The 13,701-nt window shown below is 65.7% G+C and carries 10 protein-coding genes; all 10 read left to right on the top strand.

The window, feature by feature from the left end; translation table 11 throughout:
* Nucleotides 1-15 precede the first annotated feature (15 nt).
* Nucleotides 16-2,229 (top strand): polysaccharide biosynthesis tyrosine autokinase, encoded by a 2,214-nt coding sequence (locus JVX91_RS03785; RefSeq protein WP_205338098.1) that lies wholly within the window; start codon nucleotides 16-18, stop codon nucleotides 2,227-2,229.
* Between the two features lie 27 nt (nucleotides 2,230-2,256).
* Entirely contained in the window at nucleotides 2,257-3,006 is a 750-nt protein-coding gene (locus JVX91_RS03780) for a WbqC family protein (protein WP_205338097.1), read from the top strand.
* Nucleotides 3,003-3,512 carry a transcription/translation regulatory transformer protein RfaH gene (rfaH, locus tag JVX91_RS03775; RefSeq protein ID WP_205338096.1) on the top strand — a complete coding sequence of 170 codons (510 nt, stop codon included), beginning with the start codon at nucleotides 3,003-3,005 and terminating at the stop codon, nucleotides 3,510-3,512. Before JVX91_RS03780 ends, rfaH begins: the two co-directional genes overlap by 4 nt.
* 33 nt (nucleotides 3,513-3,545) lie before the next feature.
* On the top strand, nucleotides 3,546-4,544 hold the full coding sequence (locus tag JVX91_RS03770) for a glycosyltransferase (RefSeq protein WP_205338095.1): 999 nt from the start codon (nucleotides 3,546-3,548) through the stop codon (nucleotides 4,542-4,544).
* On the top strand, nucleotides 4,541-5,773 hold the full coding sequence (locus JVX91_RS03765; RefSeq protein ID WP_205338094.1) for a glycosyltransferase family 4 protein: 1,233 nt from the start codon (nucleotides 4,541-4,543) through the stop codon (nucleotides 5,771-5,773). Before JVX91_RS03770 ends, JVX91_RS03765 begins: the two co-directional genes overlap by 4 nt.
* The gene (locus tag JVX91_RS03760) at nucleotides 5,742-8,357 is read left to right on the top strand and encodes a hypothetical protein (RefSeq protein ID WP_205338093.1); all 2,616 of its coding nucleotides are present in this window, start codon (nucleotides 5,742-5,744) and stop codon (nucleotides 8,355-8,357) included. The genes JVX91_RS03765 and JVX91_RS03760 overlap by 32 nt, the downstream gene beginning before the upstream one ends.
* Before the next feature lie 12 nt (nucleotides 8,358-8,369).
* Entirely contained in the window at nucleotides 8,370-9,464 is a 1,095-nt protein-coding gene (locus tag JVX91_RS03755) for a glycosyltransferase family 1 protein (protein ID WP_205338092.1), read from the top strand.
* 19 nt (nucleotides 9,465-9,483) lie between these two features.
* Nucleotides 9,484-10,359: a glucose-1-phosphate thymidylyltransferase RfbA gene (gene rfbA, locus JVX91_RS03750; RefSeq protein WP_205338091.1), complete on the top strand. Its 876-nt coding sequence runs from the start codon at nucleotides 9,484-9,486 to the stop codon at nucleotides 10,357-10,359.
* 107 nt (nucleotides 10,360-10,466) lie between these two features.
* Nucleotides 10,467-11,867, top strand: a complete 1,401-nt coding sequence (locus JVX91_RS03745; protein WP_205338090.1) for an undecaprenyl-phosphate glucose phosphotransferase — start codon at nucleotides 10,467-10,469, stop codon at nucleotides 11,865-11,867.
* Between the two features lie 31 nt (nucleotides 11,868-11,898).
* On the top strand, nucleotides 11,899-13,020 hold the full coding sequence (locus tag JVX91_RS03740) for a polysaccharide biosynthesis/export family protein (protein WP_205338089.1): 1,122 nt from the start codon (nucleotides 11,899-11,901) through the stop codon (nucleotides 13,018-13,020).
* Nucleotides 13,021-13,701 lie beyond the last annotated feature (681 nt).

Genomic DNA, 13,701 nt, shown 5'->3' with positions numbered 1-13,701 from the left:
GGAGGATGGAAGTCCATGAGTGTCATGCCCCGCTCGTCCCTGGAAACGATCCAGGACACCCGGATCGACGTCGCGGCCCTGCTGCGCCTGCTGTTCGACCACAAGAAGATGATCATTGCCGTCACCGGCCTGTTCGCCGCGCTCGGGCTGTTCTACGCGGTGGTCGCCACGCCGATCTACGTATCCGGCGCGATGATCCAGATCGAGCAGAAGAAGAACGGCCTCAACGGCACGCCCGAGGTGATCAATCGCCCCGACTCGGTATCGATCGCCTCCACCGAGATCGAGCTGCTCAAGTCCCGCGCGGTGCTGGGCAGGGCGGTCGAACTGCTCAAGCTGGATATCGTCGCCCGGCCCAAGCGCATGCCGCTGATCGGTGACTACCTCGCGCGGCGCTACCACCCGGAGGCCGGGCAAACGATTGCCGCGCCGTGGCTGGGCCTGGGCTCGTATGGCTGGGGTGGCGAGCAGATCAAGGTGTTCTCCCTCGACGTGCCGGAGGAATACCTGGGCGAACCGCTGACCTTGGTGACCGATGGCGGCGAGGCCTATCACTTGCTCAACGCCGACGGCCAGCTGATCCTGCGTGGCGAGCTGAAGAAGACGGTGATGGAGAAGGGCTTCAGCATCGAGGTGGACGAACTGGTGGCGCGCCCCGGCACCGAGTTCACCCTGGTGAAGAACCGTCTGCTGACCACCACCCTGAACTACCAGAAGATGCTCAAGGTGGCCGAGGCCGGCAAGGATTCCGGGATCATCTACCTGACCCTGGAAGATCCCAACCCGCTGCAGGCTGACCGCATCCTCGACAAGATCAGCCAGCTCTATGTGCTGCAGAACGTCGAACGCAGCTCCGCCGAAGCCTCCCAGCGCCTGCAGTTCCTGCGCTCGCAGCTGCCGGTGGTGCGCCTGGACCTGGAGAAGGCCGAAGCCGCCTACAACGCCTACCAGACCACCGCCAAGTCCGCTGACATCAGCGTCGAGACGCGCGGCGTGCTGGACCAGGTGGTGGGTATCGACAACCAGCTGTCCGAACTCAGGCTCAAACGCGCCGAGTACGACCGCCTCTACACCCCGACCCACCCGCTGTACCAGGCGCTGAACAAGCAGATGGGCAGCCTGGAGGATCGCAAGGCGCAGCTGCAGAAACGCATCCAGACCCTGCCGGCCACCCAGCAGGAACTGCTGCGTCTGTCCCGCGACATGCAGGTCACCCGGCAGACCTACACCAGCCTGCTGAACAAGGCCCAGGAGCAGGACATCATCCGCGCCGGCACCATCGGCAACGTGCGGGTGATCGACACCGCCCAGGCCAACGTCGAGCAACCGGCCAAGCCGATGCGCAAGGTCATCGTGCTGCTCGCCACGCTGCTGGGCTTCTGCATCGCGCTGGGCATCCTGTTCCTGCGCCAGGCCTTCTACCGTGGCGTGGAGAATCCCGAGGCGATCGAACAGCTCGGCCTCTCGGTGCTCGCGGCGATTCCGTACTCGCGGCAGCAGGAGCGCCTGGAGAAGGAACGCAAGGGCGACATCCTCGGGCATACGCCCAAGCTGCTGGCTTCGTCCACCCCGGGCGACCTGGCCAACGAAGCGATCCGCAGCCTGCGCACCAACCTGCACTTCGCCCTGCTCGAAGCGCGCAACAACGTGGTGATGCTGACCAGCCCGGCGCCGGGCGCCGGCAAGTCGTTCGTCTCCAGCAACCTCGCGGCGATCGTCGCGCAGTCCGGGCAGCGCACCCTGCTGATCGATGCCGACATGCGCAAGGGCTACCTGCACCGGGTGTTCGGCCTGACCCCGCGCCACGGCCTGTCCGACGCGCTGAGTTCGCACCGTCCGCTGAGTGAAGTGATCCTGCCCACCGAAGTGCCGGAACTGGATTTCATCTCCTGCGGCTTCGCGGCGCCCAACCCCTCCGAGCTGTTGATGCACGACACCTTCGCCCAACTGCTGCGCGATGCCTCGGCCATGTACGACCTGGTCATCGTCGACACCCCGCCGGTGCTGGCGGTGACCGACGCCGCCCTGGTCGGCCGGCTGTGCGGCATCAGCCTGCTGGTGACCCGCTTCGGCCAAAGCCCGACCAGCGAGATCGACACCGCGCGCCGCCGCCTGGCGCAGAGCGGCATTCACCTGCAGGGCGCGATCCTCAATGGCGTGAAACGCAAGGCCTCCACCGCCGCCTACGACTATGGCGCCTACGCGTATCGCTACGACGCCAAGGATTGAGACAGCGGGCAGGGAAGGAGTACCGACATGGTCCATATCGTCAGCCTGATGCAGCCGTACCTGTTCCCCTACCTGGGGTACTTCCAGCTGATCGCCGCGAGCAGTCTGTTCATTCTCGGCGACAGCCTGCAGTACACCCGGCGGGGTTGGATCAACCGCAATCGCCTGCTGGTCGGCGGGAAGATCTGGCAGTTCAGTTTTCCGCTGGAGCAGGGCTCGCAGACCCAGGCGATCAACGAGCGATGGCTGAGCGAAGAGATGCAGGCGACCAACCAGCGCCTGCTGCACACCATTCGCCATGCCTACCACCGTGCGCCGTGTTATCCGCAGGTAATGCCGCTGCTGGAGGAAATCCTCGAACACCCCGAACGCAACCTGTCGCACTTCGCCGAGCACTCGATCCGTCGCATCTGCCAGTACATGGCGATCGACACGCCGATGACGCGTGTCTCCGAGCTGGACCTGGCCGACGACATCGGGCGCGACCAGCGGCTGATCGAGGCGGTGAAGCAGACCGGTGGCGACATCTACCTCAATCCCGAAGGCGGCCGTCACCTGTATTCGCCGGACGTGTTCAACGCCCATGGCCTGGAGTTGCAGTTCCTGCACATGGAGCCGGTGAGCTACCCGCAATTCAGCCCGGATTTCGTGCCCAGCCTGTCGATCATCGACGTGCTGATGTTCAACCCGCCGGACGAACTGCAGCGCCTGCTGGGCCGCTACACCGTGGAGCGGCCGCAGCCGTCGTCGGACATTCTCGGGGAGTACGAATCATGAACGCCTCTGCCGCTCTGTATCGCTGGTACCTGATCCAGACCAAGCCGCACCAGGAGCCGCGCGCCGAGGAGAACCTGATGCGCCAGGGCTTCTCCTGCTATCGCCCGGTGGTGGGGCAGGGCAGCCGGCCGCAACCCTTGTTCCCCGGCTACCTGTTCATCCGCCTGGATCAGCAGCACGACAACTGGTTTCCGATCCGTTCCACCCGTGGCGTGGCGCGCATCGTCAGTTTCGGTGCGCAGCCGCTGGCGGTGGCCGACGAGTTGGTGGAGGAGATCCGCCAGCGCATCGCGACCCTGCCCGAACGCCCCGCCAGTCGCTTCCACCAGGGCCAGGCGGTGCGCGTGAAGTGTGCCGGCGATTGCGAAGTGGAAGCGATCTTCGTCTGTGACGACGGCACCGAGCGCGGGTTGATCCTGCTCAACCTGCTGCAACGCGAACAACGTATCCGTGTCCCGCTCAGCCAGCTTTCGGCGGCGAGCGGCAACGACGGCTGGCGCGCCTGAGGCGACCGGCCGCAAGCAAGGAGGAGTGGCGAGATGAACGGATCGACCGTGCTGGTGACGCTGACCTATGGCGATCGCCTCGAGTACCTGGAAGAACTGCTGGCCCGTGCTTTTCGCGAGAAGGACATCACCCGCGCGATCGTCGTCAGCAATGCCTCGGTGGCGGAGCTGGACCAGCTGTTCATGCTCTGGCCCAACCGCGTGCAGGTGATCGAGCTGGACAGCAACACCGGTTCGGCCAATGGCTATGCGGTGGGTATCGAGGCGGCGTTGCAAAGCGGTTGCGAGTTCATCTGGCTGATGGATGACGACAACGCGCCGACGCCGGGTTCGTTCCCCCTGCTCAAGCAGCGCCTGATCGATTGCGCGCTACGCCATGGCACCGACAACACCGCCGTGCTGGGCTTCCGCCCGACCCACCAGGCCGACGTCGCCTCCGGTGTGCCGACCCGCTTCATCGCGCCGCCGCGTTCCAGCTACTTCGGCTTCCACGTGCGCCAGCTGCCCTACAAGCTCTGGCGCCGCACGCCCTGGGGCAAGCCGAAGCCGCGCCCCGTGCAGCCGCTGCTGGAGCTGCCGTTCGCCTACTACGGCGGCCTGCTCGGCCACGCCGATCTGTTCCGCCGCATCGGCCTGCCACGCCGCGACCTGGTGCTCTACGCCGACGACACCGAATACACCTTCCGCATCGGCGCCCTGGGCGGTCACTTGTACCTGGTGCCCGAGGCCGGCCTGGATGACCTGGAGAACTCCTGGAACATCAAGGCGCGCACCTCCAACATCTACGAGACCTACCTGCTCGGCAGCTCTGACCTGCGCGCCTACTACGCCGCGCGCAACCAGGCCTGGTTCGACAAGAACCTGTGGGTCACCTCGCCATTGATGTACCGCTTCAACCGCTGGCTGTTCATCCGCCTGCTGCACTTCTTCGCCCGCCGCCACCAGCGCGAGAGCCGCCTGGCCCTGCTGCTGCAGGCGATCCGCGATGGCGAGGCCGGTGCGCTCGGCATGAACCGGGCCTACCCGCTATGAGAGTGCTGCTGCTCAACACCCTCTACGCCCCGCACATCGGTGGTGGGGCGGAGGTCATGCTGCAGCACATGGCCGAGGGCCTGCGCGCCCGTGGCCATGCGGTGCAGGTGCTGAGCACCGGGCCCGATGGCGGGCTGAGCCGCGACACGATCAACGGCGTGCCGGTGTGGCGGGTCGGCGTACGCAATCTCTACTGGCCGTTCGACGGCCGCGCCCACGGTGCCTTGCAGCGCCTCGCCTGGCACGGCCTGGACCGCTACAACCGCGGCATGCGCGGCGTACTGGCGCGAGTGCTGGGGCAGACCGAGCCGGATATCGTGGTCTGCCATAACCTGTCGGGCTGGTCGATCTCCGCCTGGGATGCGATCCGCAGCGCCGGCGTGCCCATCGTGCAGGTCCTGCATGACCAGTACCTGACCTGCCCGCGCGGCGTGCGCTTCAACAAGGGTCGCCACTGCCAGCAGCAATGCGGCCCGTGCGCGCTGCTGCGGCGCTCCCACGCTGCCGCATCGGCCAAGGTCGATGCCGTGGTCGGTGTCAGCCGCTTCCAGCTCAACACGCTGCTCGATGCCGGCTACTTCATCGGCAGCCATCAGCATGTGGTCTATAACGGCTCGCCGCTGGCCACCGCGCCGGTGGCCGCGCCCATCGACGAGCGCCGTGCGCTGCGCTTCGGTTTCATCGGCGCGCTGACACCGAACAAGGGCGTGGAATGGCTGATCGAGCAGTTCCAGGCGCGTACCGAGGATGCCTCGCTGCTGATCGCCGGACGGGGCGATCCGGGCTACCTGAATCAACTCAAGTCCCTGGCCGACCCGCTGCGCGTGCACTTCGTCGGCTACCGCCAGGCGGCCGAATTCTTCGCCGAAATCGACATCGCCGTGGTGCCCAGCCTGGCTCCGGAATCCTTCGGCCTGGTGGCGCTGGAAGCCTGCGCCCATCACCTTCCGGTGATCGCCTCGCGGATGGGCGGCCTGTCCGAAATCGTCCAGGACGAAATCAACGGCCTGCTCGTTTCGCCCGCCCGCGCCGATTCGCTGGGCGATGCCATCGAACGCCTGGTACGCGATCCCTCGCTGCGCCAGCGCCTCGCCGCGCGCGCCCGCGAAACCGTGGAACCGATGCTCAGCGTGGAACGGATGCTCGACGAATACGAGGCCATCCTGCGCCACACCCTGCTCACCCGTGGAGTCCAGCATGGAACTGCAATCCCCGTATCCACGCTTTGAGCCGGCGCGCGGCCTGACCTTCGACCGCTCGCTGCTGGCGCTCGGGGTGCTGGTGGCGTTGCTGGTGGTGGAGACCTTCAACGGCGCGCTGCGCTTCTATGCCGACCAGGCCGGCCTGTCGGCCATCGTCTACCTGCCGAAAGTGGCCTGCGTGGTGGCGGTGGCCTGGGAGCTGATCACCCGCCCGCAGCAACGCGGCCTGTGGTTGCTCCTGCTGCTGGCGTCGGCCTCGCTGCTGCTTGGCCGCCTGCACGGCGCCGAGTTCAAGAGCGGCGCCTTCGCCGTGTTCATCTACGCACCGCTGCTGTTCGGGCTGCTCTGCGGCAATTACCTGGAAATGCACCGCAAGGCCGTGGGCTGGATCATCGCCTTCTGCCTGCTCGCCTCGCTCGCCGGCATCGCCGTGGACCTGCTGATCAACGTGCCCTGGAAGGGCTACACCTACTCCATGGGCGGGGTCGAGGTCAGCGCCAACCGCTCCTGGAGCGCCTACGGGCTGGACCGTATCGCCGGCTTCTCGCGCATGTCCTCGAGCCTGGCAATGATGCTGGCGGTCTTCAGCCTCTACCTGGGCTCCTTCCGCCTGCCGTTGCTGGCGCGCGGTCTGCTCTACGCGGTGGCGCTGGTGGGCATCGTGCTGACCACCAACAAATCCTCCGCCGGCGCCTTCTTCGTCGCCCTGATCGTGATGAGCATCAGCCGTCAGCGCCTGCTGTTCCTGTTCGCCGCGCTACTGGTGGTCCTTGGCGCATTGCTGCTGCCGCTGTACGGCCTGTACGCCCAGGTCGACCCGTACCTGGCCAGCGCCACCGGCGACAACCTGATGGGCTCGATGGTGGATCGCCTGGTCAACACCTGGCCGAACCTGATCAAGGTGATGGACTACAACGGCTGGATCTACACCGGCGCCGGCCTGGGCATGACCGGCAGCGCGTATGCGGCGTTTCCGATCTTCGGCGTCGAGCAACTGGCGGTGGCGGACAATTCGCTGCTCTACCTCTGGTGCCTGTTCGGCGTCGCCGGCGTCGCGCTCTACCTGATGGCGGTGCCGATGCTGATGCGCCTGCAACGCCAGCACGACCGCGAAGCCCGTGCGCTGCTCGGCATCGCCTACTGCATCCTGCTGATCGGCTGGACCAGCGATGTGCTCGAGGCGCAGATTCCCAGCCTGTTCCTCGGCCTGGCCATCGGCCGCGCGTTGCGCCTGCCGGGTGAAACCGCGCCGCAACCGGCGCCGCGCACCCTGCGCCTGCAGGGTGGGTTGCTCAGCCTGCTGGCCTGTGCGCTGCTGGTTGGCAGCCTCCTGCAAGCGCCGCGCGCCATGGCCAAGGAAGCGCCGGTGCAGAACCTGGGCGCGCCGGAATTCATCGTCGGCGCGAGTACCCACCAGAACATCCGCGCCGGCAACCGTGACGGTATCAACCGCCTGGCCCGCGAGGCCGGCATCTCCTCGTTCCGCGACGACGCCTACTGGTCCAGCGTCGAACGCCAGCCGGGCGTGCTGTCCATCGACGCCGCCTGGCGCGCGCAACTGCGCAGTACCCGCAGCCTGGGGATCGACACGCTGCTGATCCTGGGCAACGAAAACCAGTTCTACGGCAACGCCAAGCCACGCGACGCCGCCTCTCGCGAGGGCTATTTGCGCTACGTGCGCTACGTGGCGCGCAGCTTCAAGGGCCAGGTGGCGTTCTACGAAGTGTGGAACGAATGGGACGTGGAAAACCCCACCGACAAGGACTTCAGCGACGACTACCTGACCCTGGTGCGCGCCGCCGCCAAGGTGATCCGCGAAGAAGACCCGAACGCCAAGGTGCTGGCCGGCGCCGTGACGTTGCGCGGCATCCGTCAGGGCTTCGCCGAGCGCCTGGCCGGGGGTGGCGTGCTCGACGTCGCCGACGGCATTTCGCTGCACCCGTCGGTGTACTGCGAGGGCGAGATGTCCACGCCCGAGGCCTGGCTGGAGTGGTTCAAGGGCGTCGACCAGAAACTGCAGAACGCCGCCGGCAAACCGGTGCCGCTGTACTTCACCGAATTCAGCTGGCCGGCCCACGAAGGCGACTGCGGCATCAGCCGCGAGCGCCAGGCCGCCTACCTCGCCCGCGCCTATTTCCTGGTACGCAGCCTGCCCAACGTGAAGGGCGCCTGGTGGTACGACCTGGTGGACGACGGCATCGACCGCACCGACATGGAACACAACTTCGGCCTGCTCACCGCCAGCGGCCAGCCCAAGCCGGCCTACCACGCCATGGCCAGCGTGGCCGACATCATCGGCCGCTACCGTTTCGTCGGCCGCGTGCCCAACGAAGACCCGAACGTCTACCTGCTGCGCTTCGCCAAGGCCAGCGAGGAAATCCTGGTGGCCTGGACCCTGGGCCACGAACAGACGCTGAACATCACCAGCAAGCCCGGCAGCAGCGACACCCTCTGGCGCCTGGATGCCGTCGACGGCATCGCTCGCGGCGAGGGCCGGCCGGTGCCCTGGCGCTGCCCGCAGGGCGGTGGTGACTGTCAGGCCGATATCCGTATCGATGCTTCGCCCACCCTGGTGCGCAGCGCGGCGGAACCCCAGCTGTCGTTGCGTTGAGGAGAAGCATCCATGATCGTGATCAACGCGCGTTTCCTGACCCAGCAGCTGAGCGGCGTGCAACGCTTCGCCGAGCAGATTTCGCTGTCGCTGGCGCGGTTGCGCAGCGACGTGCATTTCGTCGCGCCGCCCGGTGAAATCCTCCGCCCGGAAATCGCCCGGCAGCTCAACGTCGAGCAGATCGGCCGCCACGGCGGACACCTCTGGGAGCAGCTCGACTTGCCGCTGTGGCTGGCGCGCCGTGGCCGGCCGTTGCTGGTGTCACTGTGCAGCACGGCGCCGCTGGCCTATTCGCGCCAGTTGGCGACGCACCACGACATCACCTACGTGCGCCATCCGGAAAGTTTCTCCTGGAAGTTCCGCGCGCTGTACCGGCTGATGATTCCGGTGATGCTGCGCCGCTCGCTGGCGCAGGTCACGGTCAGCGAGTTCTCCCGCCAGGAGATCGCCTCGCACTACGGCATCGATGCGCAGCGCATCCATGTGATCGCCAATGCGGTCTCCGCCGAGTTCTGCACCGGCCTTGAACCGGCGGTGGGGGAGCGGCCCTATGTGCTGGCGGTTTCCTCGCCGGCGACGCACAAGAACTTCTCCCGCTTGATCGAGGCCTTCGGCCTGCTCGGTGATCTGGACGTGGAGTTGCGCATCGTCGGCGCCGCCAATCGCAGCTTCGTCGACGCGCAGTTGCAGGCCAGCGGGCAGGGCGACCGGGTGCGCTGGCTCGGACGGATCGACGACGACCAGTTGATCGAGCAGTACCGCAACGCCGCCGCCTTCGTCTTCCCCTCGCTCTACGAAGGCTTCGGCATTCCGCCGCTGGAAGCGCAGGCCTGCGGCTGCCCGGTGGTGGCCGCCAGCAGCGCGTCGATTCCGGAAGTGCTGGGCAACTCGGTCCTCTACTTCGACCCCTACGACCCGCAGGGCATGGCCGACGCCATGCGCCGTGTGCTGAGCGATGCGCAGCTGCGCGACGACCTGCGCAGGCTCGGTCAGGAGAACGTCCTGCGCTATTCCTGGGACATCTCCGCGCTGCGGCTCTCCAGTCTCATCGACACCTTCCTGGCGGAGCGCTCGGACTACGTGCCGCGCTTCGAATCCAGCAAATAGCCAAGCAAGGAGGCAGACCATGAAAGGCATCATACTCGCCGGCGGTTCCGGCACACGCCTGCACCCCATCACCCTGGGGGTGTCCAAGCAACTGCTGCCGATCTACGACAAGCCGATGGTGTACTACCCGCTGTCGGTACTGATGCTCGCCGGCATCGACGAGATCCTGCTGATCAGCACCCCCGCCGACCTGCCGAACTTCCGCGCCCTGCTGGGCGACGGCGAGCAGTTCGGCGTGAAGCTCGAATACGCCGTCCAGCCCTCGCCGGACGGCCTCGCCCAGGCGTTCCTGATCGGCGCCGAGTTCATCGGCGATGACTCGGTGTGCCTGGTGCTGGGCGACAACATCTTCTACGGCCAGGGCTTCACCGAGACCCTGCGCGACGCCGCCGCACGGCAGCACGGCGCGACCGTGTTCGGTTACCAGGTGGCGGACCCGGCGCGCTTCGGCGTGGTCGAGTTCGACGATGAGGGTCGCGTGCTTTCCATCGAGGAAAAACCGCGGGTGCCGCGCTCCAACTACGCCGTCACCGGCCTGTATTTCTACGACAACCGGGTCGTGGAGATGGCCCGGCAGATTCGCCCTTCGGCCCGCGGCGAACTGGAAATCACCGATATCAACAACCTCTATCTGGAGCTGGGCGAGTTGCATGTGAGCCTGCTCGGTCGTGGCTTTGCCTGGCTGGATACCGGCACCCACGAATCGCTGATGGAGGCCGGGCATTTCGTCCAGACCATCGAGCAGCGCCAGGGCCTGAAAGTCGCCTGCCTGGAGGAGATTGCCTTCCAGCAGGGCTGGCTCAGCGCGACCAACCTGGCGCTGCAGGCCGAGCGCCTGAGCAAGACCGGCTACGGCCGCTACCTCCAGCAGTTGCTGCTGGACAAGCGCCACTGAACCGCAGCCTGCGAGCCCGCAGCGGGCTCGCAGGCCATGCGCCCAATCACGGACTGCGATAACGAAGCAGCGGCTCAAGGAGCGATGCCGGACATCGCGAGGTCATCATGCCCAACAAGACAAAAGGAATTCTGCGTGCGCACCAATCGCTGATTTCGCTGGCACATCGCCTGAGCGACATCCTGGTGATCGTGCTCACCGGGGTGATCCTGCTCAGTGCCGGCAGCGGCGTGCTGGAGTCCCAGCTGTGGGTCTCGGTGCTGCTCTGCGTGATGCTTTTCCATTGGCTCGGCGAGCTGAATCAGCTCTACGGCTCCTGGCGCGGCGAGTCGCTGCTGCGCGAATCGCTGAGCGTCACCCTGTACTGGTCGCTGGCGTTTTTCGCCGTGCTGCTGCTGGATATCTCACTGCGCCATGTGGAGCTGGAAGAGCCCCGGCGGCTGGGCTGGTTCGCCGTGGCGCTGCTGATCATGTGCGGCTATCGGCTGGCCATCCGCATGCTGCTCCGCGTGGCGCGCCGCCATGGCTTCAACAGCCGCAACGTGGCGATCTATGGCACCGGCGAGGTCGGTGCGCGGCTCGCCGAAACCATACTTAATGCACCGTGGATGGGCCTGCGCCTGATCGGCTTCTATGACGACCGCCCGCGGCAGATGGAACTGGGCGAGCGGGTGCCGGTGAAAGGCGATCGCCTGGCGCTGATCGAGGCGGCCCGTTCGGGGCAGATCGACAAGGTCTACCTGACGCTGCCGCTGTCCCGCGAGCCGTTGCTCAATGAGCTGATCCGCGAGCTGTCCGACACCACCGTGTCGGTCTACCTGATCCCCGACCTGTTCATGTTCGACCTGCTGCATGCCCGCAGCGAGAGCATCAACGGCCTAGCCACCATCAGCATCTTCGATACGCCCATGGACGGCCCCAATGCCGTGCTCAAGCGCATCGAAGACGTGGTGCTGGCTTCGCTGATCCTGCTGCTGATCGCCGTGCCGATGCTGCTGATCGCCCTGGCGGTGAAGCTCACCTCGCGCGGCCCGGTGCTGTTCCGCCAGGTTCGTTACGGCATGGATGGCCGGCCGATCCGCGTGTGGAAATTCCGCAGCATGACGGTGATGGAAGACGGTGCCGACGTCACCCAGGCGTCGCGCAACGACTGCCGCATCACCCCGCTGGGCGCCCTCCTGCGGCGCACTTCGCTGGATGAGCTGCCACAATTCTTCAACGTCTTGCTCGGCGACATGTCGGTGGTTGGCCCGCGCCCTCATGCCGTGGCGCACAACGAGCAATACCGGCGTCAGGTCAGTCGCTACATGCTGCGTCACAAGGTCAAGCCAGGCATCACCGGCTGGGCCCAGGTGAACGGCTGGCGTGGCGAGACCGACACCCTGGAGAAGATGCAGAAACGCATCGAGTTCGACCTGGACTACATCGAGAACTGGTCCGTCTGGTGGGATCTGAAGATCGTCCTGCTGACCCTGTTCAAGGGGTTCGTACACCGCAATGCCTACTGAGTTTCCACACTCGTTTCAAGGAAGGATTGCCATGAAAAACCTGCTCGCTTTCAGTCTCGTAGTCGGCAGTCTGGCGCTACAAGGCTGTGTGTTCTCCCCCGGTCAGCACATGACGGATTCCGATATCCAACGCGAGGCACAGAAAGAGGGGATGAACATCACCCTCGTGCCCATCACGCCCCAGGTGCTGCAACGCCAGGAGGCCGACTTCGCCGCCAGACCCGGCATACCGACGGAACTGACGAACTACCGCCCACCCCAGGAGGATTACGTGATCGGCGGCGGCGACGTGCTGTTGGTGACGGTCTGGGACCACCCGGAACTGACCAGCCCCGGCTCGACTCAGCAGATGGAAGCCAACGGCCGCGTGGTCGGCGCCGATGGCAACATCTTCTTCCCCTATGCCGGCGTCGTGCGCGCCGAAGGCCAGACCCCGGCGCAGTTGCGTAAACGCCTGTCCAGCCAACTGGCGAAGAAAGGCATCGTCGATCCGCAGGTGGACGTCACCGTGCTGCGCTACAGCAGCCAGCACGTGGTGCTTTCCGGGGCCTTCCAGAATGGCGGCCAGGTGGAGCTGAACAACACGCCGACCACCCTGGTGCAGGCCGTCAGCAAGGCCGGGGTGATCGCCGGCGAAGCGGACCTCTCGGGGCTGACGCTCAAGCGTGACGGCCGCGAGTACGTGATCGACGTCGACGCGCTGAACCGCACCGGCTCGACCCTCAGCGGCATCTACCTGAAGAACGGCGACCAGATCCACCTGCCGTACAACGACCGCAAGAAAGTCTACGTGGTCGGCGAGGTGGAGCGTCCGCAGGTGGTCACGTATCGCACCACCGGCCTGTCGCTGCTGGAAGTGCTGGGTAACGCCGGTGGCCTGAGCCCGGAAACCTCCGATGGCGACTCGGTCTATGTGATCCGCGGCGCTCCGCAGCAGACCGCCAGCAGCGGCCAGAAGGGTGTCTTCCAGGCGCAGGTGTTCCACCTGGAAGCCAAGCGCCCGACGGCCTACGCGTTGGCGAAGGACTTCGCCATGCAGCCGCAGGACGTGGTGTTCATCGGCCCGGCCAACATCACCCGTTGGAACCGCTTCATCAGCCAGCTGTTGCCGTCGGCTTCGTTCGTCGGCACCGGCGCCGCCCTGGGACGCTGACGGCGTACCCGGCTGAAGGCTTTGTCTTCAGCCGGGCCGCATCGGAATCTCCAGCACGACGTACGCAGCTTTCGAATTTTCCTACGCAAGCGGCGGGTTCGATGGAATCGACGCCGCTGCATCGGGTCGCGATCATCACGGCCATCCGGTGTATGGACGCACCACCCTCAGGGTGGGTGCCAATCCCCGTTTCTTGGGAGCCTTCCCCTAGCACGAGGCTCCGAACCCGCCCGCGTTGCAGCGTTGGCGGGTTTTTTTTACCCCGAATTTCACGGTGCCGGAGATCGGCAGCCAGAGGCCAATGGAGGTACCTCCAGCGATGGACAGGCAAGAGCGGGGAGGAGGTGTATCATATATTCCATAAAGGAATTACATATTAATAATTAATTCTTTTTGGATTTATAACGGTTCTTTTATCGTTGCCCTGCGTTGCAGCGAACTGGCTCGGATGGCGCGGAAAAAGGATGGCGGTATTCCGCCGGACCGAGGTGGTGAAATGGCGGTTTTCCGCTGATTCGGTCTTGTGGGGAGCGGCTCGAAGTTGGAGCCGAAGGCCGAAGGAATGCGGGTGTCGGACGAGGTAGGCCGGTTGGCCTGGGGATTGCCTTGTCAGTGGCGCGAATGCCTCGCGCATCGCCACAACAACAAGACACGAGAAACCGATCATGCCATTCCCGTCCT

The organism is Pseudomonas sp. PDNC002 (assembly GCF_016919445.1).
GTDB lineage: Bacteria > Pseudomonadota > Gammaproteobacteria > Pseudomonadales > Pseudomonadaceae > Pseudomonas.
This window is presented reverse-complemented; position numbering and strand designations above follow the sequence as displayed.

Coding starts and splice junctions, on each gene's coding strand:
- JVX91_RS03770 (WP_205338095.1), top strand. CDS start 3,546: ATGAACGGATCGACCGTGCTGGTGACGCTGACCTATGGCGATCGCCTC.
- JVX91_RS03740 (WP_205338089.1), top strand. CDS start 11,899: ATGAAAAACCTGCTCGCTTTCAGTCTCGTAGTCGGCAGTCTGGCGCTA.
- JVX91_RS03765 (WP_205338094.1), top strand. CDS start 4,541: ATGAGAGTGCTGCTGCTCAACACCCTCTACGCCCCGCACATCGGTGGT.
- rfaH (WP_205338096.1), top strand. CDS start 3,003: ATGAACGCCTCTGCCGCTCTGTATCGCTGGTACCTGATCCAGACCAAG.
- JVX91_RS03780 (WP_205338097.1), top strand. CDS start 2,257: ATGGTCCATATCGTCAGCCTGATGCAGCCGTACCTGTTCCCCTACCTG.
- JVX91_RS03745 (WP_205338090.1), top strand. CDS start 10,467: ATGCCCAACAAGACAAAAGGAATTCTGCGTGCGCACCAATCGCTGATT.
- JVX91_RS03785 (WP_205338098.1), top strand. CDS start 16: ATGAGTGTCATGCCCCGCTCGTCCCTGGAAACGATCCAGGACACCCGG.
- rfbA (WP_205338091.1), top strand. CDS start 9,484: ATGAAAGGCATCATACTCGCCGGCGGTTCCGGCACACGCCTGCACCCC.
- JVX91_RS03760 (WP_205338093.1), top strand. CDS start 5,742: ATGGAACTGCAATCCCCGTATCCACGCTTTGAGCCGGCGCGCGGCCTG.
- JVX91_RS03755 (WP_205338092.1), top strand. CDS start 8,370: ATGATCGTGATCAACGCGCGTTTCCTGACCCAGCAGCTGAGCGGCGTG.